33 protein-coding genes are annotated in these 26289 nt (G+C 66.5%); 19 read left to right on the top strand and 14 right to left on the bottom strand.

Annotated features, from left to right (window positions below; all coding sequences use genetic code 11):
• The first annotated feature begins 9 nt into the window (after window positions 1-9).
• Entirely contained in the window at window positions 10-306 is a 297-nt protein-coding gene (locus tag R5H30_RS05100; protein ID WP_318326977.1) for a hypothetical protein, read from the top strand.
• 124 nt (window positions 307-430) lie between these two features.
• Window positions 431-1555, top strand: a complete 1125-nt coding sequence (locus R5H30_RS05095; protein ID WP_318326976.1) for a beta-ketoacyl-ACP synthase III — start codon at window positions 431-433, stop codon at window positions 1553-1555.
• A gap of 4 nt (window positions 1556-1559) precedes the next feature.
• Here R5H30_RS05095 and R5H30_RS05090 read toward each other — a convergent pair whose 3' ends face one another.
• Complete coding sequence (locus R5H30_RS05090) at window positions 1560-2423, bottom strand: LysR family transcriptional regulator (protein ID WP_318326975.1); 864 nt, start codon at window positions 2421-2423, stop codon at window positions 1560-1562.
• 350 nt (window positions 2424-2773) lie between these two features.
• Between R5H30_RS05090 and R5H30_RS05085 the strand changes: the two genes are divergently transcribed.
• A complete protein-coding gene (locus tag R5H30_RS05085) occupies window positions 2774-3364 on the top strand; it encodes a thymidine kinase (protein WP_318327716.1) in 591 nt (196 codons plus the stop codon).
• Here R5H30_RS05085 and R5H30_RS05080 read toward each other — a convergent pair.
• From R5H30_RS05080 to R5H30_RS05050, 7 genes are all read right to left on the bottom strand, one after another.
• Window positions 3361-4299: a 2-hydroxyacid dehydrogenase gene (locus R5H30_RS05080; RefSeq protein WP_318326974.1), complete on the bottom strand. Its 939-nt coding sequence runs from the start codon at window positions 4297-4299 to the stop codon at window positions 3361-3363. The two genes, R5H30_RS05085 and R5H30_RS05080, sit on opposite strands and share 4 nt — an antisense overlap.
• A gap of 11 nt (window positions 4300-4310) precedes the next feature.
• On the bottom strand, window positions 4311-4649 hold the full coding sequence (locus R5H30_RS05075) for a tRNA-binding protein (RefSeq protein WP_318326973.1): 339 nt from the start codon (window positions 4647-4649) through the stop codon (window positions 4311-4313).
• The gene (gene proC, locus R5H30_RS05070; RefSeq protein ID WP_318326970.1) at window positions 4642-5457 is read right to left on the bottom strand and encodes a pyrroline-5-carboxylate reductase; all 816 of its coding nucleotides are present in this window, start codon (window positions 5455-5457) and stop codon (window positions 4642-4644) included. The genes R5H30_RS05075 and proC overlap by 8 nt, the downstream gene beginning before the upstream one ends.
• A 39-nt stretch (window positions 5458-5496) precedes the next feature.
• Window positions 5497-5997, bottom strand: a complete 501-nt coding sequence (locus R5H30_RS05065) for a type III secretion system chaperone family protein (RefSeq protein ID WP_318326969.1) — start codon at window positions 5995-5997, stop codon at window positions 5497-5499.
• 258 nt (window positions 5998-6255) lie between these two features.
• Window positions 6256-7269, bottom strand: a complete 1014-nt coding sequence (gene choV / locus R5H30_RS05060) for a choline ABC transporter ATP-binding protein (RefSeq protein WP_318326968.1) — start codon at window positions 7267-7269, stop codon at window positions 6256-6258.
• Window positions 7266-8099, bottom strand: coding sequence for a choline ABC transporter permease subunit (gene choW / locus R5H30_RS05055; RefSeq protein WP_318326967.1), 834 nt, complete (start codon window positions 8097-8099; stop codon window positions 7266-7268). The genes choV and choW overlap by 4 nt, the downstream gene beginning before the upstream one ends.
• 92 nt (window positions 8100-8191) lie before the next feature.
• Complete coding sequence (locus tag R5H30_RS05050; protein ID WP_318326966.1) at window positions 8192-9118, bottom strand: choline ABC transporter substrate-binding protein; 927 nt, start codon at window positions 9116-9118, stop codon at window positions 8192-8194.
• Between the two features lie 294 nt (window positions 9119-9412).
• On the opposite strand from R5H30_RS05050, the gene R5H30_RS05045 reads away from it, so the two are divergent.
• From R5H30_RS05045 to R5H30_RS04980, 14 genes are all read left to right on the top strand, one after another.
• The gene (locus R5H30_RS05045; RefSeq protein WP_318327715.1) at window positions 9413-10240 is read left to right on the top strand and encodes an urease accessory protein UreD; all 828 of its coding nucleotides are present in this window, start codon (window positions 9413-9415) and stop codon (window positions 10238-10240) included.
• Between the two features lie 5 nt (window positions 10241-10245).
• Window positions 10246-10548 carry an urease subunit gamma gene (locus R5H30_RS05040; protein WP_318326965.1) on the top strand — a complete coding sequence of 101 codons (303 nt, stop codon included), beginning with the start codon at window positions 10246-10248 and terminating at the stop codon, window positions 10546-10548.
• Between the two features lie 22 nt (window positions 10549-10570).
• Window positions 10571-10741: a hypothetical protein gene (locus tag R5H30_RS05035; RefSeq protein ID WP_318326964.1), complete on the top strand. Its 171-nt coding sequence runs from the start codon at window positions 10571-10573 to the stop codon at window positions 10739-10741.
• Window positions 10738-11043, top strand: coding sequence for an urease subunit beta (locus R5H30_RS05030; protein ID WP_318326963.1), 306 nt, complete (start codon window positions 10738-10740; stop codon window positions 11041-11043). Before R5H30_RS05035 ends, R5H30_RS05030 begins: the two co-directional genes overlap by 4 nt.
• 25 nt (window positions 11044-11068) lie before the next feature.
• On the top strand, window positions 11069-11887 hold the full coding sequence (locus R5H30_RS05025) for a cyclase family protein (RefSeq protein ID WP_318326962.1): 819 nt from the start codon (window positions 11069-11071) through the stop codon (window positions 11885-11887).
• A complete protein-coding gene (locus tag R5H30_RS05020; protein WP_318326961.1) occupies window positions 11887-12258 on the top strand; it encodes a lysozyme inhibitor LprI family protein in 372 nt (123 codons plus the stop codon). Before R5H30_RS05025 ends, R5H30_RS05020 begins: the two co-directional genes overlap by 1 nt.
• A gap of 11 nt (window positions 12259-12269) precedes the next feature.
• The gene (locus R5H30_RS05015) at window positions 12270-12656 is read left to right on the top strand and encodes a carboxymuconolactone decarboxylase family protein (protein WP_318326960.1); all 387 of its coding nucleotides are present in this window, start codon (window positions 12270-12272) and stop codon (window positions 12654-12656) included.
• Between the two features lie 2 nt (window positions 12657-12658).
• Window positions 12659-12979: an antifreeze protein gene (locus tag R5H30_RS05010; RefSeq protein ID WP_318326959.1), complete on the top strand. Its 321-nt coding sequence runs from the start codon at window positions 12659-12661 to the stop codon at window positions 12977-12979.
• A complete protein-coding gene (locus R5H30_RS05005; protein ID WP_318326958.1) occupies window positions 12976-13413 on the top strand; it encodes a hypothetical protein in 438 nt (145 codons plus the stop codon). The genes R5H30_RS05010 and R5H30_RS05005 overlap by 4 nt, the downstream gene beginning before the upstream one ends.
• A gap of 11 nt (window positions 13414-13424) precedes the next feature.
• Complete coding sequence (gene ureC / locus R5H30_RS05000) at window positions 13425-15134, top strand: urease subunit alpha (RefSeq protein WP_318326957.1); 1710 nt, start codon at window positions 13425-13427, stop codon at window positions 15132-15134.
• 82 nt (window positions 15135-15216) lie between these two features.
• The gene (ureE, locus tag R5H30_RS04995; protein WP_318326956.1) at window positions 15217-15714 is read left to right on the top strand and encodes an urease accessory protein UreE; all 498 of its coding nucleotides are present in this window, start codon (window positions 15217-15219) and stop codon (window positions 15712-15714) included.
• Window positions 15704-16351: an urease accessory protein UreF gene (locus tag R5H30_RS04990; RefSeq protein WP_318326955.1), complete on the top strand. Its 648-nt coding sequence runs from the start codon at window positions 15704-15706 to the stop codon at window positions 16349-16351. Before ureE ends, R5H30_RS04990 begins: the two co-directional genes overlap by 11 nt.
• Entirely contained in the window at window positions 16348-16980 is a 633-nt protein-coding gene (ureG, locus tag R5H30_RS04985; RefSeq protein WP_318326954.1) for an urease accessory protein UreG, read from the top strand. The genes R5H30_RS04990 and ureG overlap by 4 nt, the downstream gene beginning before the upstream one ends.
• A gap of 162 nt (window positions 16981-17142) precedes the next feature.
• Window positions 17143-20559 carry an indolepyruvate ferredoxin oxidoreductase family protein gene (locus R5H30_RS04980; protein WP_318326953.1) on the top strand — a complete coding sequence of 1139 codons (3417 nt, stop codon included), beginning with the start codon at window positions 17143-17145 and terminating at the stop codon, window positions 20557-20559.
• A 72-nt stretch (window positions 20560-20631) separates the two neighbouring features.
• Here the strand turns inward: R5H30_RS04980 and fmt are convergent, their stop codons facing one another.
• The 4 genes from fmt to def (R5H30_RS04960) are packed head-to-tail and all read right to left on the bottom strand — an operon-like array spanning window position 20632 to window position 23072.
• Entirely contained in the window at window positions 20632-21540 is a 909-nt protein-coding gene (fmt, locus tag R5H30_RS04975; protein WP_318326952.1) for a methionyl-tRNA formyltransferase, read from the bottom strand.
• A gap of 19 nt (window positions 21541-21559) precedes the next feature.
• On the bottom strand, window positions 21560-22057 hold the full coding sequence (gene def / locus R5H30_RS04970) for a peptide deformylase (protein WP_318326951.1): 498 nt from the start codon (window positions 22055-22057) through the stop codon (window positions 21560-21562).
• Window positions 22054-22557 (bottom strand): peptide deformylase, encoded by a 504-nt coding sequence (gene def / locus R5H30_RS04965; protein ID WP_318326950.1) that lies wholly within the window; start codon window positions 22555-22557, stop codon window positions 22054-22056. The genes def (R5H30_RS04970) and def (R5H30_RS04965) overlap by 4 nt, the downstream gene beginning before the upstream one ends.
• Window positions 22554-23072 (bottom strand): peptide deformylase, encoded by a 519-nt coding sequence (gene def, locus R5H30_RS04960; RefSeq protein WP_318326949.1) that lies wholly within the window; start codon window positions 23070-23072, stop codon window positions 22554-22556. Before def (R5H30_RS04960) ends, def (R5H30_RS04965) begins: the two co-directional genes overlap by 4 nt.
• Window positions 23073-23173: 101 nt before the next feature.
• Between def (R5H30_RS04960) and R5H30_RS04955 the strand changes: the two genes are divergently transcribed.
• Window positions 23174-24343, top strand: coding sequence for a MalY/PatB family protein (locus R5H30_RS04955; protein ID WP_318326948.1), 1170 nt, complete (start codon window positions 23174-23176; stop codon window positions 24341-24343).
• A gap of 18 nt (window positions 24344-24361) precedes the next feature.
• On the opposite strand, the gene R5H30_RS04950 is transcribed toward R5H30_RS04955, so the two are convergent.
• The gene (locus R5H30_RS04950; RefSeq protein ID WP_318326947.1) at window positions 24362-24724 is read right to left on the bottom strand and encodes a hypothetical protein; all 363 of its coding nucleotides are present in this window, start codon (window positions 24722-24724) and stop codon (window positions 24362-24364) included.
• A gap of 177 nt (window positions 24725-24901) precedes the next feature.
• Between R5H30_RS04950 and R5H30_RS04945 the strand changes: the two genes are divergently transcribed.
• A complete protein-coding gene (locus tag R5H30_RS04945; RefSeq protein ID WP_318326945.1) occupies window positions 24902-25876 on the top strand; it encodes a glutathione S-transferase family protein in 975 nt (324 codons plus the stop codon).
• A gap of 28 nt (window positions 25877-25904) precedes the next feature.
• Here R5H30_RS04945 and R5H30_RS04940 read toward each other — a convergent pair whose 3' ends face one another.
• Window positions 25905-26288, bottom strand: a complete 384-nt coding sequence (locus tag R5H30_RS04940; protein WP_318326944.1) for a response regulator transcription factor — start codon at window positions 26286-26288, stop codon at window positions 25905-25907.
• Window position 26289: the final 1 nt, after the last annotated feature.

Raw genomic sequence — 26289 nt, 5'->3', positions numbered from 1 at the left:
AGCCATGACATGCGATCCCTTGCACTGATTCCCGCGGCCTTTCTGGCCGCCTGCGCGACCACCGCACCTGAACCGGACCCGGTGACCGGCTCGCTGCCGTTTTTCGGCACCGGATACCGATTCATGAACGACTCGTGCCGCAGGCTCGGCGAGGACGACTACACCAATCAGTTCCTGGACGATTCCGCCGATCTGGTCGGCTGCCCCGAGGACATGGAGAACCTCGGGGTCTTCGTCACGGACACCGGCGCGATCGAAGTCGACCGGCGCGAAGGTTTCGTGATCTACTCGGTCCCGCGCGGCTGACGCGACGATACCCGGCCGGAACGGGCGCTCCCCGCGCGTTCCGGGTCTTGTGACGGGTCCGGCGCGCTGGTCTTTGGCCGGTATCTTGGCGATACTGGACGCCTAACCGTCTGGAGCTATCAGGATGCCAACTCCCGTCATCACCGGCACCGGTGTCTTCACGCCCGAAGACATCATCAGCAACGCCGAGCTGGTCGCGGCCTTCAACGCCTATGCCGATCTCTACAACGCCGAGCACGCCGAGCAGATCGCCGCCGGAACGCTTGCCGCAAAGGAGCATTCCTCGGAAGAGTTCATCGTCAAGGCCAGCGGGATCGAACAGCGCCACGTGGTCGACAAGACAGGCGTTCTGGATCCCCGGGTGATGCATCCGCTGCTGCGCCAGCGCTCGGACGACGAACCCTCGATCATGGCCGAGATGGCCGTCACGGCGGCGCGCGCGGCCCTGAAGCAGGCCGGCAAGCGCCCCGAGGACGTCAGTGCCGTGATCTGCGCGGCCTCCAACATGGAACGCGCCTACCCGGCCGTCGCCATCGAGATCCAGCAGCTTCTGGGCGTCCCGGGCTTTGCCTTCGACATGAACGTCGCCTGTTCCTCGGCCACTTTCGGTATTCAGGCGGCGGCCGACATGGTCCGGTCCGGCAGCATCAAGGGGGCGCTGGTCGTCAACCCCGAGATCTGCTCGGCGCATCTCGAATGGCGCGACCGCGACTGTCACTTCATCTTCGGCGATGTCGCCACCGCGGTGCTGATCGAGACCGAGGAGGCCGCGACGGGTCCGTACTTCAAGATCCGCTCGACGCGCTGTGCCACCGAGTTCTCAAACAACATCCGCAACAACAACGGCTACCTGCGCCGCTCGCGTCCTGATGGCATGAAAGACCGGCGCGACATGCAGTTCATGCAGAACGGCCGCAAGGTCTTCAAGGAAGTGCTGCCGATGGTCTCGGCGCATATCGCGGACCACATGGCCGACGAAGGTCTCGACGCGGCGGAGCTCAAGCGGCTCTGGCTGCACCAGGCCAACAAGACGATGAACGATTTCATCGGGCGCAAGGTTCTGGGGCGCGAGCCCGAGCCGGGCGAGCAGCCGAACATCCTGCAGGACTACGCCAACACGTCCTCCGCCGGTTCGATCATCGCCTTCTCGAAATTCTCGGACGATCTGAAGGACGGCGACCGCGGCCTGATCTGCTCGTTCGGAGCCGGTTATTCGGTGGGGTCGGTGCTGGTCGAGCGGCACGCCTGAGCTCTCACCCGAACACCTCGGCGATCCTGTCGAGCGCCCGGCGCACCTCGGGCAGCCTGCGGTCCTCGTCATGGGTGACAAGCCACTGGTCGTGAGACAGTTCCGCGACATCTTCGCTACAGCGTTCGAGGCCGGGCTGCGCGTCAGCGATGAATGTCGGCAGCAGGACGCGACCGAAGCTGTTCAACGCGAGATCGAGCGCCAGCCTCGGCGCCGTGGTCTCGACCGCGATCCGGTCGCCGCAGCGCTCGGCCACCCAGCGGGCCGAGGCGGTGCCTGCACGCACCACGATCCAGTCCTCCGGCGCACCCGGCGCGGCATAGGCGGCGAAGGCGACGGGACGGAGCCGCCGTCCCGCAAGCCCCGCCTCGGTCGGGCGCCGGGTGCGAAAGCCGATGGCCGCCTCGCGCCGGGGGATCGACAGCACGTCCTCGCCGGAGAGCAGCCGCAGGCGCAGGTCCGGAGGATCGCCGGCAAACGCTTTCAGGTTTTCCGCAAGCGACAGCATGGTCCAGGTTCCGGCCGCGACCTTGACCAGAGGCAGGACATCCTCTGCCGCCGAGGCCGTCGCCCGCGCAATCGACGCCTCGGCCACGCGCAGGTCGGCGCACAGCCGCGCACCGTCCTCTGTCAGCTCGTAGCCATGGGTGCGCCGCACGAAAAGCTCGCGCCCGAGCGCGCGTTCGAGTGCCCGCATCCGGCGACCCAGCGTCGGCGCACTCGACCCGATCTCGCGCGCGGCAGCCGAAAGCCCGCCAGTGCGCGCGACGGCCAGGAAAGCGGCCAGATCATCCCAATCGACACCAGCACCGCGTCCCGCTTTGCCCTCCGCCGGGCCCGGTCGGTCGAATTCATCCTTTTCATTCATGAAACGACCTCTTCATCTCATGTCGTTACAGACAGGTTCGGCGATCCTTAGGTTGTTGGCAACCGAAGAGAGAAGAAAGGACAAATCATGACCACGCCCCTTCTGATCCTGCCGCCGAGAGGTCTTTCCTCGTTTGAGGGTGCCAGAACGTGCCGCGACGCGGAAACAGAGTTCTACGCGCGCCACGCCGGAGCAGGGCCGCGCGCCCTGCACCGGATCGTCGAAGCCTGCGGTCGGTTGCGTTGGCGCGTCCCGTCCTGGCCCCGGCGTCTGCACTGGCGCACCGCACGGTGACCACGACGGTCCGCCCGCTCTTGCCCGATCCTGCGGCCTGCCGTATCCCGGCGCGCATGGCCAAGCTCTACTTTCATTTCTCGACCATGAACGCCGGCAAATCGACCGTGCTTCTGCAGGCCGCGCACAACTACCGCGAACGCGGCATGGTCCCCTACCTGATCACCGCGCGCTTCGACCGGCGCGCCGGAGAGGGCCGCATAGCCTCGCGCATCGGGATCGGGCAGGACGCCGACACGTTCGAACCCGGAGAAGAACTCTTTGGCAAGATCGAAGCCCGTCAAAAGGCGGGACCGGTGGCCTGTGTCTTCATCGACGAGGCGCAATTTCTTTCGGAAGAGCAGGTCTGGCAGTTGGCCCGCGCGGTCGACGACCTGCGGGTGCCGGTAATGTGCTACGGGTTGCGCGTCGACTTCCGCGGCCAGCTGTTCCCCGGCTCCGCTACTTTGCTGGCGCTGGCCGACGAGATGCGCGAGGTGCGCACGATCTGCCATTGCGGCAAGAAGGCGACGATGGTCGTTCGGCTCGGTCCCGACGGCAAGGCGCTTCGCGAGGGCGCGCAGGTGCAGATCGGCGGAAACGAGACCTACCTGTCGCTGTGCCGGCGTCACTGGCGCGCGGCGGTCGGTGACGACGCTCCGGCCTAGACCGGGTTCGGCACGGCCTCACCGGCAAAGAAAGCGCGCAGGTTCTCCACGCTCATCAGCCCCATCTCGGTCCGAACCTCCAGCGCCGCGGTCCCGATATGCGGCAGCAGCACCACGTTCTCGAGCGCCTTGAGCGCTTGCGGCACCTTCGGCTCGAACTCGTAGACGTCGAGACCCGCCCCGCCAATGCGCCGCTGTTCCAGCGCCGCGATCAGCGCGGCCTCGTCGACCACGTTGCCACGGGCGATGTTCACCAGATGGGCATGTGGCTGCATCGCCGCCAGCACTTTGGCATCGACGAGGTGGTGGGTTTCGTCTCCGCCCGGCACCGCCACGACCATGACATCGACCGCCCGGGCGAGATCCGAAAGGCTCTCCTTGCGCTCGGCGGGGAAATCGAGCGTCTTGGGCGAGCGCGAGTGGTAAGCCACCTTCATGCCGAACCCGGAATGACAGCGCCGCGCGATGGCCTGACCGATGCGCCCCATGCCGACGATCCCGACCGTGCGGCCGCCAAGATGCAACCCGAGCAGCTGGGTGGGATGCCAGCCTTCCCATTCGCCTGCGCGCACCAGCCGTTCTCCTTCTCCGGCGCGGCGGCAGCTCATCAGGATCAGCGTCATCGCGGTGTCGGCGGTGGCCTCAGTGACAGCGCCTGGTGTGTTGGTCACGACCAGCCCGGCGGCGGTCGCCGCCGTCACATCGATATGATTGTAGCCGACGCCGAAGTTGGCGAGGATCCGGCACCGCGGGTCCGGCACGTCGTCAAAAACTTGCGGCGTGTAGAGATCGCCCAATGTCGGGATCACGCCGTCGTAGTCGCGCAGCCCCGCCCGCAACTCGTCCGAATTCATCGGCGCGGTGTTCTCGCGCACGGTTACATCGAAATGCTTGGCCGCCTCGTCCTGTACCTCCTGCGGCAACGGCCGCGTCATCCAGACCCTGGTCAAAACATCCGTCCTCCGTTTGGCACGTCCTTGTCCGGGCGTAGCAACACCACCTCGCCCTCCGCGTCCGGCGCGCCCAGTACAAGCGCCTCGGACATGAACGGCCCGATCTGGCGCGGCGGGAAATTGACCACGCCGAGCACCTTCATGCCGACGAGGTCTTCGAGCGCGTAATGCACCGTGATCTGCGCCGAGGACTTCTTTTCCCCGATCTCGGGTCCGTAATCGACCCAGAGCTTGTAGGCCGGTTTGCGGGCCTCGGGAAAGGCTTCGGCGCGGGTCACGGTGCCGACGCGGATGTCCACCTTGAGGAACTCGTCGAAACTGATCTCAGCCATCGGCCAGCTCCCGCGAACGTTCCGTCGCCGCCCGGACCGCGCGTTTCAGCAGGGTTGGGAGACCGTCACTCTCGTCCATAAGAACCTCGAGCGCCGCCTGCGTGGTGCCGTTGGGCGAGGTCACGTTGCGCCGCAATTGCGACGGGTGCTCGTCCGCCTCCATCGCCAACGCCCCGGCACCGGCGACCGTCGCCTTGGCCAATTGCAGCGCAAGCTCGGGCGCCAGCCCTTCCGCTTCGCCTGCCGCGGCCATCGACTCGATCATGTGGAACACGTAGGCCGGCCCAGACCCGCTGACCCCGGTCACCGCGTCGATCTGGGATTCGTCTTCGAGGCGAACGACCGCGCCGACAGCCCGCAACAGCGCCTCGGCCTCGTCCAACGCGGTTGCGCCTGCCCTATCGTTGCCGACGATCGCCGTGATCCCGCGCGATATCGCGGCGGGCGTGTTCGGCATCGCCCGGACGATGGGCGTTCCCGCCCCGAGCGTCTTCTCGAAATGGGAAATTGTCGTTCCCGCCGCGATACTGACAAAGACGGTCTCGCCCTCTCCCATCGCCTGCAGCGTCGGCAGCGCTTCGGCCATAATCTGCGGCTTGACCGCGACGATGACGACCGCCGGCGCCGCGGGCAGGTCGGCGTTGACGTGCACGCCGGTGCCCCGCACCCAGTCGCTCGGGTGCGGATCGACGACCCAGACGCTTGTGGCCGGCAAGCCGCGATCGAGCCAGCCGGCCAACATGGCCGAACCCATCTTCCCGCAGCCCAGCAGGACAAGGCCCTGCGCCGCGATACGACTGTCTTGCATGAAATCCCCCAAACATCTGTCCCTGTTCGGGGGCGAGTCTTAGGCGCGCCCGTAGGCCTCCGCAATGGCGACCTGCAAGGCCTCTTCCGGGCTTCGGTCGCCCCAGGCGAGCAGTTGCAGCGCCGGGTAGTAGCGTTCCGCGCTGAGCACGGCGGCCCCGATCATCGTGTCGATCTGGTCCGCCGACGCGACGTGCCCGCCGGCAAGGACAAGCCCGTAGCGATACACCATCATCTTCTGCTCGGGCCAGAACGTGAAGGCGCCCGCCCAGCATTGGTCGTTGATCAGGTTCAGCAGGTGGTAGAGCTCGCCGCGCTTTTCGTCGGGCGGCTCCATGTCGAAGGTGCAGACCATGCGCAGCGTTTCGTCGTAGGCCGACCAGGCGAGCGTGAGCGAGTAGGTGCGCCACTGGCCTTCCACGGCCATGGCGATCTGCTCGTCGGAAATCCGGTCGAAGTCCCACTCGTGGTGCGCCGCGAGGGTCTCGACGATGTCGATGGGATGAATGTCTTCTTCCAGGTACTGCTCGGAAAGGGCCATAACGCCACCTCTTATTGTCGCTCTAGCGATGAGGTCCGTGAGTGGCCCCAAAGCTAGGTGCCTGTGCTACAGACCGGGGCGATCCCCCGCGCCTATACAAGATATGGTGCGATCCTTGCGCGTTGCTTGCAAGCCTTATTCTGTGGATTACCGCAATAAGTTGGGGAATGTTTTAACCCCGCCCCAAAATGCTGCTTCCGGTTGATCCGGGATTAACGAACGAAGGAGGGTGTGCCGCGCGAGGTTTCCTGCGGGCGGCTATTCAGAGAGGCGCGTCACGATGCTCTGCGCGCTCACCGTGCCGATTGCGCGGCCGTCCTCCTCGACGGTCAGGCCCTCGCCCGTCTCGCCGAGCCGTCCGATGAGCTCGCGCACGGGCGTTTCCGCCTCGACGGTCGGGCCGCCGGGCCTCGCCGGGCCCATCACATCGCGCGCCGTCAGCACGCCAAGCGGGTTCATGTTGGCCACGAACTCGGCCACGTAATCCGAAGCGGGATCGGAGAAAATCTCGCGCGGGGTGCCGCATTGCACGATCCGGCCGCCTTCCATAATCGCGATCCGCCCGCCGAGCTTAAAGGCCTCGTCGAGGTCGTGGCTGACGAAGATGATCGTACGCCTCAGCTCGCGCTGCAGGTCCAGCAACTCGTCCTGCAACCGCGTGCGGATCAGCGGATCGAGCGCCGAAAACGGCTCGTCCATCAACAGGATCGGAGCCTCGGTCGCAAAGGCACGCGCCAGTCCGACACGCTGCTGCATGCCGCCCGAAAGCTCGCCCACCTTGCGATCCGCCCAGTCGGTCAGACCGACAAGCTGCAACTGCCGGTCGGCACGTTTCAGCCGCTCGCCCCGGGGCACGCCGGACAATTCCAACCCCAGTGCCACGTTCTCGCGCACCGTGCGCCAGGGCAGCAGACCGAACTGCTGGAAGACCATCGAAACGCATTCGCGCCGCACCCGGCGCAGATCCGCGGGCGCGGCGTGGGCGACGTCGCAGGACCAGTCGCCGTCGTTGATCCGCACCGTGCCGCGCGCGGTCTTGTTCAGCCCGTTGACCGCGCGCAGAAGCGTCGACTTGCCCGATCCCGAGAGGCCCATCAGCACAAGGATCTCGCCCTCGGCGACGTCGAGCGTGCAGTCGTGCACGCCGAGCACCTGGTCGGTCGCCTCCTGGATCTCGGCCCGCGACTTGCCGGCGTCCATCAGCGGCAGCGCCTTCTCGGGCCGTTCGCCGAAAACGATGGAGACGTTGTCGAACTCGACGGCGTTGGTCATCTGCCGCCCACACGCAGCATCCGGTCGAGCATGATCGCCACGACGACGATGATCAGCCCGCTTTCAAAGCCGAGGCCGGTATTGACCTGGTTGAGCGCCCGAACAACCGGCACGCCGAGCCCGTCCGCGCCCACAAGCGCCGCAATCACCACCATCGACAGCGACAGCATGATGGTCTGGTTGAGCCCGGTCATGATCTGCGGCAACGCATAGGGCAGTTCGATCTTCCACAGCGTCTGGCTCGGCTTTGCCCCGAAGGCCTCGGCCGCTTCCAGAAGGGCCGTCGGCGTCGAGGAGATGCCAAGCTGGGTCAGGCGGATCGGCGCCGGCAGCACGAAGATCACCGTGGCGATCAACCCCGGCACCAGCCCGATGCCGAAGAACACGATGGCCGGGATCAGGTAGACGAAGGTCGGCAGGGTCTGCATCAGGTCGAGCACCGGCCGCATCCAGGCATAAAGGCGCGGACGGTGCGCCGCGGCGATGCCGATCGGCACGCCGATGCCCATGCAGACCAGACAGGCCGACAGCACGAGCGTCAGGCTTTCGGTGGTCTCCTCCCAGTACCCCTGGTTGAGGATGAACAGAAAGCCCACGATCACGAAGGCCACCACCTTCCAGTCGCGCTGGATCACCCAGGTCAGAAGCGCGAAGATCGCCACGATCAAGAGCGGCGGCGGCGACTGCAGCAGCCAGAGGATACCGTCGATCAGCCGTTCCATCGCCAGAGCGAGGCTGTCGAAGAACCACGCGCCGTTGATCTGCAGCCAGTCGAACGCGGCCTCGGCCGCGTCGTCGACCGGGATCTTGTTTTCGGTGAGCCAGTTCATCGCAACCTTCCGGGATCGGTGCGCCGGGCGGGCGGGGTACGCCCGCGGGGATCGGCCCGGCTGTCAGGCGCGCCGGGCCGGTCCGGACGCTGTCAGCCCGAGATGGCCGACTTGACTGCCTCGACGGCATCGCCGCCGTCCTTGGTCGTCACGCCGTCGAGCCAGGCGTCGAGAACGTCCGCGTTCTCCGACAGCCAGGCCTTTGCCGCCTCCGGCGGATCCTGCCCGTCATCGAGGATCGCGCCCATGATCTCGTTCTCCATGGCCAGCGAGAACTCGAGGTTGGTCAGCAGCTTGCCGACGTTTTCGCATTCACCGACATAGCCTGCGCGGGTATTGGTGTGCACCGTCGCCCCGCCGAGGTTGGGCCCGAAGTAATCGTCGCCGCCCTCAAGGTAGGTCAGGTCGAAATTGGCGTTCATCGGGTGCGGCTCCCAGCCCAGGAATACCACCGGTTCCTCGCGGCGGTCGGCGCGGGCGACCTGTGCCAGCATCCCCTGCTCAGAGCTTTCGACGACCTCGAATCCCGACAGGCCGAAGGCATCCTCGTCGATCATCGACTGGATCAGGCGGTTGCCGTCGTTGCCCGGCTCGATCCCGTAGATCTTGCCGTCGAGCGCCTCCTGCTGGGCGGCGATGTCGCCGAAGCTGGTCACGCCGAGATCCGCCGCCGCCTTGTTGGCCGCGAGCGTGTACTTGGCGCCTTCGAGGTTGGCGCGCACCGTATCGACGGTGCCGGCTTCGCGGTAGGGGGCGATGTCGGCCTCCATCGTCGGCATCCAGTTGCCAAGGAACACGTCGATGTCGCCATTGGCGAGCGAGGTGTAGGTCACCGGCACTGACAGGATCTTGATGTCGGTCTCGTAGCCCAGCGCCTCGAGCACGACCGTCGTGGCCGCCGTGGTTGCTGTGATGTCGGTCCAGCCGACGTCCGAGAAGGTGACGCTGTCGCATTGCGCCGAGGCCATGCCGGCCGCGAGGCTCAGCGCGAGGGCCGATGTGGTCAGTCTGATCGTCATGGATGGAGCTCCCCGTGATCTGTTTTTTCTTCGGTGTTTCGCCCGATAATGGGGCAGAACGACGTATTTGCAATCGGGTTTACTTGACCCGGACCGGTCGCACCACCCCTGTCTCCGGCCTCGCCTCTCGCGGGGGTTGAAGGCGCAGGACCGGAGGGCGTGTAACGCTGCCCAAAAAAGCGGCAGTGCGCCGCCGCGCCGCGCCCGCGCCGCTGCGGAGACTCGCCTTCGCCGCCCTGCGCATGACAAGGTCCGCGGGAAGTTCCACCCGTCCGAAGGCCGCCTTTTGTGCTGATGACGCCCGCCCCGCCCCAGGCGACCCACCGAGACCAGCCGCGCGCCATCGGCAGCGCCAGGCTGGCGACCAAGGCCCGCGACGGGGGCAGCCACATCGCCGCGCTGCACCAGTCCGGCGCGTCCAAACTGCTGTTTCCGCGCAGCCGCACCGCGGTGACGGCGATCCTCGTCAACACTGCCGGCGGCGTCACCGGCGGCGACCGGTTCGAACTGTCGGGCCGTGCCGGGCGCGACTCGGCGCTGGTGCTGACCACACAGGCCGCCGAACGGGTCTACCGCGCGCAGGACGGCCAGACCGGGTGCGTGACCACACGGCTCGAGGCCGAGGCAGATGCGCGGCTTCACTGGCTGCCGCAGGAGACGATCCTCTTCGAGGGCGCGGCCCTGCACCGGTCGCTGACCGTGGATCTGGCGGAGACCGCGCGCTTCGTGATGGTGGAGCCGCTGATCTTCGGGCGCACCGCGCGCGGCGAGGATCTGCGTGCCATCCGCTTCGACGACCGGGTCGAGGTGCGCCGCGCAGGCCGACCGCTCTTCCGGGACGGGCTGCACCTGCACGGCGACGTGGCCGCACAACTCGACCGCCCCGCGATCGGCGGCGGCGCGCGGGCGATGGCGAGCGTGCTTGTCTGCGCGCCCGAGGCCGAAGCACAAATGCGCTGTTTGCAGGGATTGATCGAGGGGCGCGGCGGTGCCAGTCTTCTCTCGGACGGGGTCTTGCACCTGCGCCTGCTCGCCCGGGACGGCTTCGAGCTGCGGCAGGTTCTGTTGCCCGTGCTCGGCCGTCTGACCGACGACCGACTGCCGACCAGCTGGAGACTTTGAACCACATGCAGCTCACCCCCCGCGAAAAGGACAAGCTTCTGATTTCGATGGCCGCCGATGTGGCGCGCCGCCGCCTCGACCGCGGCGTCAAGCTGAACCACCCTGAGGCAATCGCGCTGATCACCGACGCGGTGGTCGAAGGCGCGCGCGACGGACGCTCGGTCGCCGAGATGATGGAGGCCGGTGCGCAGGTGATCACCCGCGACCAGTGCATGGAGGGCGTGCCCGAGATGATCCACGACGTGCAGGTCGAAGCCACATTTCCGGATGGCACCAAGCTGGTGACCGTTCACAACCCGATCCGATGACCCCGCAAAGGAGCCACAGACCTTGATCAGCCGACCTTCCCTCATCCTCGCCACATTCGCCGTCGCCAGCCCCGCGCTGGCCCACGAGGGCGCGCATCTGCATCCGCATGCCGACAGTGCGGTCTGGGGGCCGATCCTCGCGGGGCTGCTCGCCGTCGCCGGTGCAGCGCTCATCGCGTGGCGTCAAAAATGATCCCGGGCGAAGTGATGACGGCCCCGGGCGAGATCACGCTCAACGACGGGGCCGAGGCCGTCACGCTGATGGTCGCCAACACCGGCGACCGGCCGGTGCAGGTCGGATCGCACTACCATTTCGCCGAGACCAATCCGGCGCTCGACTTCGACCGCGCCGCCGCGCACGGGCGCAGGCTCGACATCGCCGCGGGCACCGCGGTCAGGTTCGAACCGGGGCAGCGCCGCGAGGTTCACCTGATTCCGTACGGTGGCCAGCGCCGGGTCTACGGGTTCAACCAGGAGATCATGGGCGATCTGTGATCGCCGCAACCAAGGGAGAAGGACCATGTGCGACATCTGCGTAATCAACTCTGTGAAGGACAGGATGCTGTCGCGACGAGACTTCTTCCGCGCATCGGCGGCCGCGGGCGCGGCCGTCACGGTCGGCGGCATCGCCACGGCGCCAAAGGCGCTGGCGGCGGGCCACGGCAGCGTCGTCGACATGACGCACAAGCTGTCGCCCGAATTCCCGACCTTCTTCGGCGAGCCGGGCATCTCGATGACCCAGAAGTTCGCCTTCGAGAAGGACGGCTTCAACCTCTACGACCTTGCGATCAACGAACACACGGCGACGCATATCGACGCGCCGCTGCATTTCTCGGCCGACGGGGCAAGCGTCGACGAGATCCCGGTCGAGGATCTCGTGGTGCCGCTCTGCGTCATCCACATCCACGAGCGCGCCGCCTCGGATCCCGACGCGCAGGTCACGCCCGACGATCTGAAGGCCTGGATCGACGCCAACGGCCCGATTCCCGAACGCGCCTGCGTCGCGATGCACTCGGGCTGGGCCGAGAAGGTCGAAAGCGACGCCTATGTCGGCCGGTCGGACAACGGGATGCATTTCCCCGGCTTCCATATCGAGGCCACGCAGATGCTGCTCGAAGAGACCACCGCCTCGGCGATGGCCGTCGACACGCTGTCGCTCGATTTCGGCCAGTCGGGCGATTTCGCCACCCATTACGCCTGGCTTCCCGCCGGGCGCTACGGGATCGAGAACATCAAGGGACTGGGCGAGGTCCCACCCGCCGGGGCGACCCTGGTCGTCGGCGCGCCGAACCACGCCGGCGGCACCGGCGGCCCGGCCCGCATCTTCGCGATGGTGTGATGCGGCGCGGACCCGAATATCTCGCAGTGGCGGCCCTCGCGGCCGTCCTGCTTCCCGTGACGGGCCAGGCGCAGGATTGCGCCAACGCGGTCACGCAGCTCGACATGAACCGCTGCGCCGAAATCGAGTGGTCGCAGGCCGATGCGACGCTCAACCAGCTCTGGTCGCAGGTCAAGCCGCAGGCAGACGGCATGGGTCTCGGCGACCAGCTTCTCGGCGCCCAGCGCGCCTGGCTTGCCCATCGCGACGCCACCTGCGCCTACGAACAGGCGACATTCGCCGGCGGCTCGATCGCGCCGCTGATCTACTGGAGCTGCATGCGCCGTCTGACCGAGCAGCGCAACGCCGATCTCGGGGGCCTGCTGAATTGACCGCGCCTCTTGTGAGCGACGCCGACGCGAGCCCCGAGGTGCGAGCCGTCTTCGACGACATCCGCGCGACACGCGGCACCGATTTCATCAACAATTTCTGGCGCGCGCTGGCCAACGACCCCGCCCTTCTCGCCGCCACCTGGGCGCGCCTGAAGCTGGTGATGGGCCCGGGCGAACTCGATCCGCTGGTCAAGGAGATGCTCTATATCGCCGTCTCCGTCACCAACGGCTGCGACTACTGCATCACATCGCACACGGCGGCTGCGCGCGCCAAGGGCATGACCGCCGCCCAGCACGGCGAGCTTTTGTCGGTGATCGCGATGGCAAGCCAGACGAATGCGCTCGCCACCGCGTTGCAAGTTCCCGTCGACCCCGAATTCCTACCGGAAGGAACCTGACGATGCCGCGGTCCCGTGCCCCCTCCCCGTTCGATCTTGTCCAGTCCGGCTTGCAGGTCGGGTTTCTGGCCGCCGAGGCGCAGGCGGTGATCGCGATGCGTCTCTGGGGATTTGCCGGGTTCTGGAACGTCACGCCGTTCGAGCGTCAGCGCATGGTCAGCGAAAAGGCCGGCGCGATGACCCAGTCGGCGCTCAACGCCGCCTTCGCCGCGATGCGCGGCAAGCGCCCGGACGAGGTGCTGGACGTGGCGATCCGTCCGCTGCGCCAGAAGACCCGCTCAAACTCGCGACGGCTGGCCAAACGCGGACCCAAGCTGCGATGAGCGAAAGTTTCGACAGGGATTTCGCGCTCGCCGAATACAAGGAACTGGGCGAGACGATGCGCCAGTACATCGGGCTCATCACCTCGACCGAGCGGCTGGCCGTGGCCGGTGCCGCGGCCTTCGCCTCCTTCTCGGTCACCGGGATCGTCGAGGGGCTGGAGGATGCGCGGATCTTCATCAGCGCCATTCCCTTCGTTATCCTCGCACTCGCCGGGCTGCGCTGCCTCACGCTTTATCTCGTCATCGTCTCCTCGCTCACGCATCTCACGCGGCTCGAAAACGAAGTGCTTGCGACCGAAGCGCTCGGGTTCAACCGCAACGCCAACAGGGGCGGGCTGCTGCGCCGCGCCATCGAAGCGACGTCGGGCGGCTACTGGCTACTCGCATGTATCGCCGCCCTCGCCTTCTGGCTCTACGTCAACGACATTCTCTGAAAGAGACCTTCATGCCCACCAAGATCGCCCGCTCCGACTATGCTGCCATGTTCGGCCCCACAACAGGCGACCGCGTCCGGCTGGCCGACACCGACCTCGTGATCGAGGTCGAGCGCGACCTCACGACTTATGGCGAGGAGGTCAAGTTCGGCGGCGGCAAGGTGATCCGCGACGGCATGGGCCAGAGCCAGGTCAGCCGCGCCGACGGGGCCGTCGACACGGTGATCACCAACGTGCTGATCGTCGATCACACCGGCATCTACAAGGCCGACGTCGGGCTGCGCAACGGGCGCATCCACAAGATCGGCAAGGCCGGGAACCCCGACACGCAAGCGGGAGTCGACATCGTCGTGGGTCCGGGCACCGAGGCCATCGCCGGAGAGGGCAAGATCCTCACCGCCGGGGGCTTTGACAGCCACATCCATTTCATCGCCCCGCAGCAGATCGAAGACGCGCTGCATTCGGGCGTCACGACCATGCTCGGCGGCGGCACGGGCCCGGCGCATGGCACGCTTGCCACCACCTGTACGCCCGGCCCCTGGCACATCGGGCGGATGCTGCAGGCGCTCGACGCCTTCCCGATGAACTTCGGCATTTCCGGCAAGGGCAATGCCTCGCTGCCGGGCGCGCTGATCGAGATGATCCACGGCGGCGCCTGTGCGCTGAAGCTGCACGAAGACTGGGGTACCACGCCCGGCGCCATCGACTGCTGCCTGAGCGTGGCCGACGACATGGACGTGCAGGTGATGATCCACACCGACACGCTCAACGAATCCGGCTTCGTCGAGAACACCGTCGCGGCGATGAAAGGCCGCACGATCCACGCCTTTCACACCGAGGGCGCGGGCGGCGGCCACGCGCCAGACATCATCAAGATTTGCGGCGAGGAATTCGTGATCCCGTCCTCGACCAACCCGACGCGGCCCTTCACGGTCAACACGCTCGAGGAACATCTCGACATGCTGATGGTCTGCCATCACCTCGACAAGTCGATCCCCGAGGACGTGGCCTTTGCCGAAAGCCGTATCCGGCGCGAAACCATCGCTGCCGAGGATATCCTGCACGACATGGGCGCCTTTTCGATCATCGCCAGCGACAGCCAGGCGATGGGCCGCGTGGGCGAAGTTATCATCCGCACCTGGCAGACCGCCGACAAGATGCGCAAGCAGCGCGGACGGCTCTCGGAAGAGACCGGCGAGAACGACAATTTCCGGGTCCGCCGCTACATCGCCAAGTACACGGTGAACCCCGCAATCGCGCATGGCATCAGCCACGAGATCGGCTCGATCGAGGAAGGCAAGCGCGCCGACCTGGTGCTATGGAACCCCGCGTTCTTCGGCGTGAAGCCCGAGATGGTGCTGATGGCCGGTACCATCGTCGTGGCCCAGATGGGCGACCCGAATGCCTCGATCCCGACCCCGCAGCCGGTCTATACCCGGCCGATGTTCGGAGCCTTCGGGCGCTCGGTCGAACGCTCTGCGGTCACCTTCGTTTCGGCCGCGGCCGAAGCCGATGGCATCGGGTCTCGACTCGGTCTGGCCAAGGACGTGGTGGCGGTGAAGAAGACCCGCGGCATCGGAAAACGCGACCTTGTACTGAACGACGCCCTTCCGGTGGTCGAAGTCGATCCCGAAACCTACGAGGTCCGCGCCGACGGGGAGTTGCTGACCTGCCAGCCCGCCGATGTGCTGCCAATGGCGCAGCGGTATTTCCTGTTCTGAACATGAACATTCCAACCGTATCGCAGTCAGAAGGCCCGGTGCCACGCCAACCCGCTTTCGACCGCAGTTTCTGGAACTGACAATGCTGACCGCACACAAGATCATCCACGCCCACGACGTCACGGACACCGTGACGCTCGACTACGATGCCCGCTTTTTGCGCCGGAAGGTGCTCGGCACGGATGGCGGGGCGAGGCTGCTGGTCGATCTTCCGCAGACGACCTCGCTGAACCACGGCGATGCGCTGGAGACCACGGACGGCACGCTGATCGGCATCCGCGCCGCACCCGAGCCGCTGCTGGAGGTATCCGGCGACAGCCTGCACCGCATCGCCTGGCATATCGGCAACCGGCATACGCCCTGCCAGATCGAAGCCACCCGTCTGCTGATCCAGCGCGATCACGTCATGGCCGGGATGCTCGACCGGCTCGGGGCGCATGTGCGCGAGGTGGTCGAGCCTTTCACGCCGGAGGGCGGCGCTTACGGGCACGGACGCACCCACGGGCACGATCACGGCGCCCAGCACGGGCCCGAAGGCCATCACCACGATCACGCGCACCCGCACGCCCATGACCACTGAGGCGGACGCGATCCTGACGTTGCAGCAATGGCTGTCGCCGGGTTTCCCGGTCGGGGCCTTCGCCTATTCGCACGGGCTCGAGCAGGTCATCGACACCGGCGACCTGCGGGATGCGGAGACTCTAGAGTTGTGGCTCGTCGATCTCGTGGCGTACGGCGGTGGCCGCGCCGACGTCGTACTGCTGGCCGCGGCCTATCGCGCCACCCCCGGCAGTCTGCCCGGCATCGACGCCACGGCGCGTGCCTTCGCGGCCTCGTCCGAGCGGCTTCTGGAAACCGTGGCTCAGGGGCGTTCCTTCGCGGCGACGGTCGATGCAATCTGGGACACCGAGCTCGGCGCGCTGACCTATCCCGTCGCGGTCGGCCATGCCGCCGCCTGTCGAGGTTTGCCGCTGGGCCTGACAGCACGCATGTACCTGCATGCCTTCGCCGCCAACCTCATCTCGGCCGCTGTGCGGCTGGTGCCGCTGGGCCAGACCGAGGGTCAGGCCGCGCTCGCGCGGCTCGGCGCGCTGATCCGCGACACCGCGGCCGATGCCGCCGCTACAAACCTCGACGACCTCGCCTCGCACTGCTTCGCCGCTGATATCGCGGCGATGCGCCACGAAACCCAGCATTCGAGGGTATTCCGCACATGATTTCTCCGAACGGACCTCTGCGCATCGGCATCGGCGGCCCGGTGGGCGCCGGAAAGACGACGCTCACCGCGGCGCTGGCCCGGGCGCTATCGCCCACACATTCCATCGGCGTCATTACCAACGACATCTACACGCGCGAAGATGCGGAGGCGCTGATGCGCCTGCAGATCCTGCCGCAGGACCGGATCATCGGGGTCGAAACCGGCGGATGCCCGCATACCGCCATCCGCGAGGATGCCTCGATCAACCTGGCCGCCGTTGCCGAGATGCGGCAACGCCACCCCGAGGTCGAAGCGATCCTGATCGAAAGCGGCGGCGACAACCTCTCGGCCACCTTCTCGCCGGAACTGGCCGACGTGACGATCTACGTGATCGACGTGGCGGCTGGAGAGGAAATCCCGCGCAAGGGCGGTCCGGCGATCACCCGCTCGGACATCCTGATCATCAACAAGACCGACCTCGCCCCGCATGTCGGCGCCTCGCTCGAAATCATGGAGCGGGATGCCACGCGCATGCGCGCCGGGCGGCCATTTGTCTTCGCGGCGCTGCGCCACGGCGAGGGCGTCGATCGCATCGTCAAGGAATTGCGCGCCGTCTCGGGGCTTGGGCTGACCCCGGCAGATCCGTGACGAAGACGCGGATCGCGGCACAACCAGAGAAATCGTTTCGCAAGGCCCGGCGCCGTGAAAAAATCTTCCGTTCGGGCGGCTCGTGTACGTAATTCTGACCAGCGCTTTCGTTCGGCTTCTGGCACACTGACGAGGTGAGTCCCGTCCGGACAGGAGCCAGCCATGACCCAGCACGCCCGCACGCCCGCCACATATGCGCTGTCGGATCGCTACACCAAGACCGAGGGCCGCGTCTTTCTGACCGGCACCCAGGCGCTGGTCCGGATCATGCTCGACCAGGCCCGGCGCGACCGCGCCGCGGGGCTGAACACGGCCGGGTTCGTCTCGGGGTACCGCGGGTCGCCGCTCGGTGGGCTCGACCAGGAACTCTGGCGCAATTCCAAGCTGGTCGCGCAGGAAAACATCCGCTTCCTGCCCGCGGTCAACGAGGATCTCGGGGCGACAGCGGTGCTCGGAGCCCAGCAGGCCACGCTCGACCCTGCCTGCGAGATCGAGGGCGTGTTTTCCATGTGGTACGGGAAGGGCCCCGGCGTCGACCGTTCCGGCGACGCGCTGAAACACGGCAACGCCTACGGATCTTCGCCCAAGGGCGGCGTGCTGGTCGTGGCCGGGGATGACCACGGCTGCGTCTCCTCGTCGATGCCGCACCAGTCCGACGTCGCCTTCATGGCCTGGTTCATGCCGACGCTGAACCCGGCCTCGGTGGCCGAGTACCAGGCCTTCGGCGAATACGGCTTTGCCTTGTCGCGGTTCACCGGCACCTGGGTCGGGTTCAAGGCGATCTCCGAGACGGTGGAATCCGGCCAGTCCGTCGAATTGGCCGCCGACCGGGTTTTCGTGCAGCCCGACTACACCGCCCCGCCGGGCGGCCTGCACGTGCGCGTGGCCGACCTGCCCTCGCCCGAGATCGAGACCCGCATCCGCCACAAGCTCGACGCGGTGCAGGCCTTTGTCGAGGCCAACCCGATCGACCACGCGATCTACGGGATCGATGGCGCAAAATTCGGCTTCGTCTCGACCGGCAAGGGCCATCTCGACCTGATGGAGGCGCTGCGCCTTCTGGGGCTCGACGAGGCGCGTTGTCGGACCCTCGGCATCGACATCTACAAGGTCGGCATGGTCTGGCCGCTTGCGCACAACTCGGCGCTCGACTTCGTGACCGGCAAGCGCGAGGTCCTGGTGATCGAGGAAAAGCGCGGCATCATCGAAAGCCAGTTCAAGGAGCATTTCTACGACTGGCCGGGGCGCAAACCCGAACGCATGGTCGGCAAGTTCGACGAGGAGATGAACCCGCTGGTGCCGTGGACGGGCGAGCTGTCGCCGCGCCTGCTGCTGCCGATCATCGCCGCGCGTCTTGACGCTTTCTTCCCCGATGAGGGTTTTCCCGAAAAAGCGCGCCGGTTGACCGAGACCGTGCCGCAACTCTTGAACGTCAAGGGGGCGACCCGCACGCCCTATTTCTGCTCAGGCTGCCCGCACAACACCTCGACCCGCGTGCCCGAAGGCTCGCAGGCCGCCTCGGGCATCGGCTGCCACGTCATGGCCAGCTGGATGAATCGCGAAACCGTCGGCTACGCACAGATGGGTGGCGAAGGCGTGCCCTGGATCGCCCAGTCGATGTTCAACGGCGGCAAGCACATCTTCCAGAACCTCGGCGAAGGCACCTGGTACCACTCGGGCGTGCTTGCGATCCGGCAGGCGGTCGCGGCCAAGACCAACATCACCTACAAGATCCTCTACAACGACGCCGTCGCCATGACCGGCGGCCAGCCCGTCGACGGACCGGTCTCGGCGGCGGCCATCGCCCAAAGCTGCCGGGCGGAGGGGGTCGACCGGATCGCCGTGCTCTCGGACGACATCTCTAAGTTCGACCGCGCGGAGTTCCCGTCCGGCACCAGTTTCGACGACCGGGGCAGGCTCGACGCGATCCAGCGCGAGCTGCGCGAGATCCCCGGCGTCACCGCACTGATCTACGAGCAGACCTGCGCCACCGAAAAGCGCCGGCGGCGCAAGCGCGGCAAGATGGAGGATCCCAAGCGCTTCGTGATAATCAACGACCTGGTCTGCGAGGGCTGCGGCGATTGCTCGGTCGCGAGCAACTGCCTGAGCGTCGAGCCGAAACCGACCGTGTTCGGCACCAAGCGCACAATCAACCAGAACTCCTGCAACAAGGATTACTCCTGCCTCGACGGCTTCTGCCCCAGCTTCGTGACCGTCGAGGGCGCGACAAGACGCAGGAAGGACGGCGCGGGTTTCGACGTCGCGGCGCTGACCGCCGATCTGCCCGATCCCGCCTTGCCCGATCTCGACACCCCCTACGACCTGCTGGTCACCGGTGTCGGCGGCACCGGCGTCATCACCGTGGGCGCGGTGATCTCCATGGCCGCGCATCTCGAAGGACTGGGGTCGAGCGTGCTCGACTTCACCGGCTTCGCGCAGAAATTCGGCACCGTGCTGGGCTACGTGCGCCTCGCCGCGACGCCTGAGATGGTCCACCAGGTCCGCATCGACCAGGCGCAGGCCGACGCGGTGATCGGTTGCGACGCGGTGGTGTCCTCTGCTCCGAAAGCCTCGGCGCATTACCGGTCCGGCACGAAGATGGTGCTGAACCTCGCCGAGATGCCGACCGGCGACCTGGTGCTGAACCGCGATGCCGACCTCAGGATCGACACCCGGCGCGAGGTGATCGCCGGGGCCATCGGGGCCGAGAACCTGTCCTCTTTCGACGCCAACCGCATGGCCGAGGCGCTTCTGGGCGACAGCGTCTATGCCAACATGATGATGCTCGGCTTTGCTTGGCAGAAGGGGCTGGTGCCGGTGGGTCTGGATGCGCTGAGCGAGGCGATCACGCTCAACGGCGTGACCCCCGAGCGCAACATGATGGCGTTCTCCTACGGACGGGTGATGGCCGAAAACCCTGACCGGCTGCGCGAGGCCCTGCCAGACGAGGCACCCCGCGACGAGACGCCAGAGGCGGTGATCGACCGCCGGGCCGCTTTCCTGACCGACTACCAGGATGCGGATTATGCCGCGCGCTATTGCGCTACGCTGGCGGCCTTCACGGAGGCCCTGCCACCCGACGCAGCGGCGGACCTCGTCGTCGCTGCGGCAAAATCCCTGTTCAAGCTGATGGCTTACAAGGACGAGTACGAGGTCGCGCGCCTGCACAGCCAGACCGGCTTTTCGGATCGCATCGCCGAAGCCTTCGAGGGCGACTACAAGGTGCGATACCATCTCGCCCCGCCCCTGCTGCCCGCGGGGAGGGACGCGCGCGGACACCCGAAGAAGCGCAGCTTCGGCCCCTGGATGGGACAGGCCTTCGGAGTGCTCGCCGGGATGAAGAGCATTCGCGGCCGCTGGTACGACCCGTTTTCTTACCACGCCGACCGCAAGCTCGAAGTGGCGCTGATCGGCTGGTTCGAAGAGGTGCTGGAGCGCCTGCCTCGTCGCCTGACGGAGCTCGACGACACCGGGGCGCTGCGGATTGCCGCCGCCCCTCTCGACATCCGCGGCTACGGCCCGGTCAAGGAGGCGGCAGCGGAAAAGGTCCAGGCCGAGGTTGCGGAGTTGCTCGGCTGACAACACCGTCCTGACCCTCAGCAGGAGCGCGAAGGCACTAGCGGTCGGCGCGGAAAGGCGAACGCGACGGTTTCAGCCGAGCGTGGAACCGTCAGGCAACGGCAGGCCGTTGAGAAACTCCTGCGCGGACTGCGCTCCCTTGCCAGCGCGCTGCAGCCGGGTGAGTTCGACAGCCCCATCGCCGCAGACCACGCGTAGCGGGTCCCGCAGCACGGTGCCGGGCGCACCCGACCCTTCCGCGAGAAGCGACCCCAGGGCTTTGATCCTTGTGCCGTCGACCTCGAACCAGGCGCCGGGGAACGGCGACAGACCGCGAATCTGCCGGTCGACCTCGACCGCCGGTCGGGTCCAGTCGATCCGGGCCTCGGCCTTGTCGATCTTGGCGGCATAGGTCACGCCGGTCTCGGGCTGCGGATCGGGTACGGTGCTGCCCAACTGCGCGAGCGCCTCGGTGACAAGCCGCGCGCCAAGCACGCTCAGCCGGTCGTGCAGCGCGCCGGTGGTGTCCTCCGCGCCGATCGGGGTGGCGGCGCGCAACAGTACCGGCCCGGTGTCGAGCCCCGCCTCCATCTGCATGATGCAGACCCCGGTCTCACCGTCGCCGGCCATGATCGCGCGGTGGATCGGCGCGGCGCCGCGCCAGCGCGGCAACAGGCTGCCATGGATGTTGAGACATCCGTGCCGCGGTGCGTCGAGCACCGGTTGCGGCAGGATCAGCCCGTAGGCCACCACCACCGCGACCTCCGCCCCGAGCGCGGCAAAGGCATCCTGCTCGGCGGCGTCCTTCAGGCTGACCGGGTGCCGCACCGGGATGCCCAGCGCCTCGGCACGGGTCTGTACCGGGCTTGGCCGGTCCTTCTTGCCCCGACCGGCCGGGCGCGGCGGCTGGCAATAGGCACAGAGCACCTCGTGTCCGGCGTTCACCAGCGCATCGAGCGACGGCACCGAGAATTCCGGGGTACCCATGAATACGATCCGCATATCGGCTCTCCCGTCCCGCTCAGCCCTTGAGCTTGCGCGCCTTGCGCAGCAGCATGTCGCGTTTCACCTTGCCGAGTCGGTCAAAGTACATCCGGCCCTGCAGGTGGTCGATCTGGTGCTGCACGCTGGTCGCCTCGAGACCGACGAAATCGCGCCGCGTCCAGACACAGCTTTCGTCGAGAAAGCGCACCGTCACGCCACGCGGGCGCGAGATCTTGGCCGAGACGCCGGGCAGGTTCGGGCTTGCCTCCTCGTACTCGCGCATCACCGCGGAAGTATCGAGGATCACGGGGTTGGCGAGCCGGTGCCGCCGGTCACGCGCTTCGGAGGCGTCGACGACGGCAAGCTGCAGCATGACGCCCATTTGCGGCGCGGCCAGCCCGACGCCGGGCATCGCGTCCATCGTCTCGATCATGTCGTCCCAGAGCGCGCGGATCTCGTCGGTGATCTCGTCGACCGGCTGCGCCGCCGTCCGCAACCGCTTGTCGGGCCAGCGCAGCAGCTTGCGCACGCTCACGCCGCGTACCCTTCGTAGGCGGCGAGTGCCGCCGCGCGGGCGTTCTGGTCGAGGCGATTCAGAGTCACGATCCCGTCCAGGTGGTCCGCTTCGTGCTGCACGCAGATCGCTTCGAAACCGTCGAACTCCCGTGAGCGGGCGGCGCCATCGAGATCGGTCCAGTCCACACGCACGCGCTCGAACCGTTCGACCTCGACCATCAATCCGGGAATGGAAAGGCACCCTTCCGATCCGCGCACGCGCGACTTGCCCAGCGCGGTCACAACCGGGTTGACGAAGACCAGCGGCGCCGGCGCGCCTTCTTTCCAGCCCGCGTCCATGACGAAGATACGCCGCAACACGCCGACCTGGGGCCCGGCCAGCCCACGCCCCGGAGCGGCATACATCGTCTCGAGCATGTCCTCGGCCAGCTTACGGACCGCAGCATCGACCCGCGCGATGGGCTCGCAGGGCGTGGCGAGTTGCCGGTCCGGCCAGGTGAGAATCGGCAGAACGCTCATCCGCGCGCCAACTCGCGCTTCATCTTGACCATCTTGCGGGTGATCATCTGGCGTTTGAGCGGCTTGAGGTAGTCGATGAAGAGCTTGCCGTCGAGGTGGTCGATCTCGTGCTGGACGCAGGTCGCCCACAGCTTGTCGAAGGTCTCGCTCCGTTCGGTGCCATCGCGGTCGATCCAGCGCACCTCGACCTCCGCCGGGCGGGTCACCTCGGCGTACTGCTCCGGGATCGACAGGCAGCCTTCCTCGTAAACGCTGGTTTCGTCCGAGGATGCGACGACTTCAGGGTTGAACATCACCAGCGGGCGCGGCAACTCGCCTTCCTCCTTCACACAATCGAGCACAATCAGGCGCTTGAGAACGCCGACCTGCGGCGCGGCTAGCCCGATCCCGGGCGCATCGTACATCGTCTCGAGCATGTCGTCGGACAGCGCACGCAGGTCGTCGGACAGATCGGCCACCGGATCGGCGGCCTTCTTGAGCCGCGGATCGGGATGGAGAAGGATATTGCGTTTCATGTCGCCGATTTAGGTCAAGCGGAGGTCAATCGCAATAAGCGGGGCTTGTGCCTGCCAAGCGCGAAGCTAGGTTGCGGCGCACAACTAGGCGAGAGCACTTAATGAGTTTTGACGAGATCATCGAGCGGCGCGGCACCCACTGTGCGAAGTGGGACAACATGGAGCAGGTCTACGGCGTTCCCGCCGATCGTGGGATCCCGATGTGGGTCGCCGACATGGACTTCCGCCCGCCGCAGGTGGTGCGCGAAAAGCTGCAATCGCTCGTCGACCACGGCATTTTCGGATATTTCGGCGATGACCGGGACTACAAGGACGCCATCCGGTGGTGGCTGGACACGCGGCATGGCTACAGCGTCGATCCTGACTGGATCTTTACGACGCACGGCCTCGTTAACGGCATCTCGCTTTGTGTCGATGCCTATACCGATCCCGGCGACGGCATCGTGCTCTTCACCCCGGTCTACCATGCTTTCGCACGCGTCATCAAAGCCGCGGAGCGCGAGGTCGTCGAGTGCCCGCTGGTGCAGGTCGACGGGCGCTACGAGATGGATTTCGACGCCTACGATGCTGCCATGACCGGGAGCGAGAAGATGGTGGTGCTCTGCTCGCCGCACAATCCCGGCGGGCGAGTCTGGACAGAGGCCGAATTGCGGGAGGTCTCGGACTTCGCCAGGCGCCACGATCTGGTCCTGGTCTCCGACGAGATCCACCAGGATATCGTCATGCCCGGTCACACGCATGTTCCCATGGCCAACGTCGCGGGCGTGACCGACCGGCTGGTGATGATGAACTCGACCACGAAGACCTTCAACATCGCCGGCGCACATGTGGGCAACGTTATCATTGCCGAACCAAAGATGCGCGCCCGCTTCGCGCAAAGACTGACGGCCCTGGGACTGTCGCCGAACAGCTTCGGGCTGCACATGGTGATGGCCGCCTACAGCCCCGAGGGCGCGCAATGGGTCGACGACCTCTGCGCCTACATCGACGGCAACCGGCGTCTGTTCGACGACGCGGTGAACGCTCTTCCGGGACTCAGGTCGATGCCGCTCGAGGCGACCTATCTCGCCTGGGTGGATTTTTCGGGGACCGGGATGTCCCCGGCCGAGTTCACGGCTCGGGTCGAACAGGACGCGATGATCGCGGTCAACCACGGCCCGACGTTCGGCGCGGGAGGTGCGGATTTCCTGCGCTTCAACCTCGCCACGCCGCGGGCGCGCGTGGCCGAGGCCTGCGACCGACTTGGACAGGCCTTCGCCGACCTTCAGTAATCTGGAGGACCGAACGGTTCAGGCGACCCGGTCTTCGGATTCGATCAGGGCGACGGGCGCATTGGCAGAACGCTCGAAATCCAGCGCCGGACCGCGGGCGATGGCCGTCGCGCGCTTGAACTCGAACAGGCGCTCGCCGGCTTCTTCCTCGCTTGCCACGATAAGGCACTGGAAGAGATGGTTGGCCCCGTCGTAAAGGTCCACGAACCCGCGCAAGCCCGGAGCGCGCCCGGCCTCGAGCGCGAAACCCGACTTCCACAGGCGCAGGACCGGATACACCTCTCCGCCGATGACGATGCGCAGGCGCGAGCTGCGCCGCATCGCGTCGATGCGGGCCTGGTCAAGCCCTGCCTGGATTTCCTTCGAGAAAACAGCTTCCATCTTCAAATCCCCCCGGACTATGCGCCAAGAAGTGCCACAGCGCCGATGAAAATCAAGTAAACTTTGGCTGCATGACGTTTCCGTCCTGTGCATTCTCGCAGGGCGGGTGCGCGGCCGGTCGGCTTTGCCTTGTCTGCCGGGCTGTTACCTTTGGTCCGGCAAGAAGAGGAGACAGCGATGGGATTGCTGGTCGATGGCGCCTGGCGCGACAAGTGGTACGACACCAAGAAGTCGGGCGGAAAGTTCGAGCGGGACAGCGCCAAGTTCCGGAACTGGATCACTGCCGACGGCAGCCCCGGACCCTCCGGAGAGGGCGGGTTCGAAGCCGCCTCCGGTCGCTATCATCTCTACGTTAGCTACGCCTGCCCCTGGGCGCACCGCACGCTGATCTTCCGGGCGCTGAAAGGACTGGAGCCGCATATCGGCGTCTCGGTGGTGCATCCCGACATGATGGGGGATGGCTGGTCCTTCGACACCGCCTTCGACGGTGCGACGGGCGACCGGCAATTCGACCTGCCGTTCGCGCGCGATCTCTACACGCGGGCCAAGCCGGATTTCACCGGGCGCGTGACGGTGCCGATCCTGTGGGATTCAGAGCGCGACACGATCGTGTCGAACGAATCGGCCGAGATCATCCGCATGTTCAACACGGCCTTCGACGGCATCACCGGGAACACGGACGATTACTGGCCCGAGGACTTGCGCGCGGATATCGAACCGGTCAACGACCGCATCTACGACACGCTCAACAACGGCGTCTACAAGTCCGGCTTCGCGACCTCTCAGGAGGCCTATGACGAGGCCGTGCATCCGCTTTTCGACACGATGGACTGGCTGGAAGAGCGCCTGGCGTCCAGCCGATATCTGATGGGCGACCGTATCACCGAGGCCGACTGGCGCCTGCTCACGACTCTGTTGCGCTTCGACAAGGTCTATTACCATCACTTCAAGTGCAACCGGGCCCGCCTGATCGATTATCCCAACTTGTGGGCCTACACCCGCGATCTCTACCAGGTGCCCGGCGTGGCAGAGACCACCCATTTCGATCACATCGTGCGTCACTACCACTACAGCCACGAGACCATAAACCCGCACCGGATCGTGCCGATCGGCCCCGAGTCGGACTTCCTGGCGCCACACGATCGCAGCTGATCGTCCGGCCGAGGCGCGCCACCCATGCTCAGACGCAGAGCGGCCCGCGACGTTCGGAGCTGCCGAAGTGCTCGACCATCGCCGCCAGATCCTCCGGCGGGGTCTCGCTCTGAACGAAAGCGCAGGCATTTGCGGCGAGCGCAAAGATCGAGCCGTCCGAAAAGAACGAAGTGTTGGTCACGAAGATGATCTGCGCGTCCGGTAGCCGGTAGCTGGCGTAGTCCGAGACCGCCAGCGCGGACCCGTCCGACAGCACGAGGTCGAGGATGATGACATCCGGCGCATCCACCGCGATTTTCGCGAAAGCCTCCGATTGCCCGCCGCAACGCAACACGACCATCCCGAGCCTCCGCAGGTGGCGTTCCCAGATCCTTCCCAGTTCGGGGCTGCTTTCAACGATCAGAACTCTCATC

It is taken from the genome of Roseobacter sp. FCG-D35 (assembly GCF_033436665.1).
GTDB lineage: Bacteria > Pseudomonadota > Alphaproteobacteria > Rhodobacterales > Rhodobacteraceae > JAWQFO01.
This window is presented reverse-complemented; position numbering and strand designations above follow the sequence as displayed.

Coding starts and splice junctions, on each gene's coding strand:
- ureE (WP_318326956.1), top strand. CDS start 15,217: ATGCTGACCGCACACAAGATCATCCACGCCCACGACGTCACGGACACC.
- R5H30_RS05085 (WP_318327716.1), top strand. CDS start 2,774: ATGGCCAAGCTCTACTTTCATTTCTCGACCATGAACGCCGGCAAATCG.
- def (WP_318326949.1), bottom strand. CDS start 23,072: ATGAAACGCAATATCCTTCTCCATCCCGATCCGCGGCTCAAGAAGGCC.
- R5H30_RS04980 (WP_318326953.1), top strand. CDS start 17,143: ATGACCCAGCACGCCCGCACGCCCGCCACATATGCGCTGTCGGATCGC.
- R5H30_RS05075 (WP_318326973.1), bottom strand. CDS start 4,649: ATGGCTGAGATCAGTTTCGACGAGTTCCTCAAGGTGGACATCCGCGTC.
- choV (WP_318326968.1), bottom strand. CDS start 7,269: ATGACCAACGCCGTCGAGTTCGACAACGTCTCCATCGTTTTCGGCGAA.
- ureC (WP_318326957.1), top strand. CDS start 13,425: ATGCCCACCAAGATCGCCCGCTCCGACTATGCTGCCATGTTCGGCCCC.
- R5H30_RS05025 (WP_318326962.1), top strand. CDS start 11,069: ATGTGCGACATCTGCGTAATCAACTCTGTGAAGGACAGGATGCTGTCG.
- R5H30_RS05005 (WP_318326958.1), top strand. CDS start 12,976: ATGAGCGAAAGTTTCGACAGGGATTTCGCGCTCGCCGAATACAAGGAA.
- R5H30_RS04940 (WP_318326944.1), bottom strand. CDS start 26,288: ATGAGAGTTCTGATCGTTGAAAGCAGCCCCGAACTGGGAAGGATCTGG.
- R5H30_RS05095 (WP_318326976.1), top strand. CDS start 431: ATGCCAACTCCCGTCATCACCGGCACCGGTGTCTTCACGCCCGAAGAC.
- R5H30_RS05020 (WP_318326961.1), top strand. CDS start 11,887: ATGCGGCGCGGACCCGAATATCTCGCAGTGGCGGCCCTCGCGGCCGTC.
- R5H30_RS04950 (WP_318326947.1), bottom strand. CDS start 24,724: ATGGAAGCTGTTTTCTCGAAGGAAATCCAGGCAGGGCTTGACCAGGCC.
- R5H30_RS05080 (WP_318326974.1), bottom strand. CDS start 4,299: ATGACGCGGCCGTTGCCGCAGGAGGTACAGGACGAGGCGGCCAAGCAT.
- R5H30_RS05100 (WP_318326977.1), top strand. CDS start 10: ATGCGATCCCTTGCACTGATTCCCGCGGCCTTTCTGGCCGCCTGCGCG.
- proC (WP_318326970.1), bottom strand. CDS start 5,457: ATGCAAGACAGTCGTATCGCGGCGCAGGGCCTTGTCCTGCTGGGCTGC.
- R5H30_RS04990 (WP_318326955.1), top strand. CDS start 15,704: ATGACCACTGAGGCGGACGCGATCCTGACGTTGCAGCAATGGCTGTCG.
- def (WP_318326950.1), bottom strand. CDS start 22,557: ATGAGCGTTCTGCCGATTCTCACCTGGCCGGACCGGCAACTCGCCACG.
- ureG (WP_318326954.1), top strand. CDS start 16,348: ATGATTTCTCCGAACGGACCTCTGCGCATCGGCATCGGCGGCCCGGTG.
- R5H30_RS05040 (WP_318326965.1), top strand. CDS start 10,246: ATGCAGCTCACCCCCCGCGAAAAGGACAAGCTTCTGATTTCGATGGCC.
- choW (WP_318326967.1), bottom strand. CDS start 8,099: ATGAACTGGCTCACCGAAAACAAGATCCCGGTCGACGACGCGGCCGAG.
- R5H30_RS04955 (WP_318326948.1), top strand. CDS start 23,174: ATGAGTTTTGACGAGATCATCGAGCGGCGCGGCACCCACTGTGCGAAG.
- R5H30_RS05045 (WP_318327715.1), top strand. CDS start 9,413: ATGACGCCCGCCCCGCCCCAGGCGACCCACCGAGACCAGCCGCGCGCC.
- R5H30_RS05050 (WP_318326966.1), bottom strand. CDS start 9,118: ATGACGATCAGACTGACCACATCGGCCCTCGCGCTGAGCCTCGCGGCC.
- R5H30_RS05090 (WP_318326975.1), bottom strand. CDS start 2,423: ATGAATGAAAAGGATGAATTCGACCGACCGGGCCCGGCGGAGGGCAAA.
- R5H30_RS05010 (WP_318326959.1), top strand. CDS start 12,659: ATGCCGCGGTCCCGTGCCCCCTCCCCGTTCGATCTTGTCCAGTCCGGC.
- R5H30_RS05030 (WP_318326963.1), top strand. CDS start 10,738: ATGATCCCGGGCGAAGTGATGACGGCCCCGGGCGAGATCACGCTCAAC.
- R5H30_RS05065 (WP_318326969.1), bottom strand. CDS start 5,997: ATGGCCCTTTCCGAGCAGTACCTGGAAGAAGACATTCATCCCATCGAC.
- R5H30_RS04945 (WP_318326945.1), top strand. CDS start 24,902: ATGGGATTGCTGGTCGATGGCGCCTGGCGCGACAAGTGGTACGACACC.
- fmt (WP_318326952.1), bottom strand. CDS start 21,540: ATGCGGATCGTATTCATGGGTACCCCGGAATTCTCGGTGCCGTCGCTC.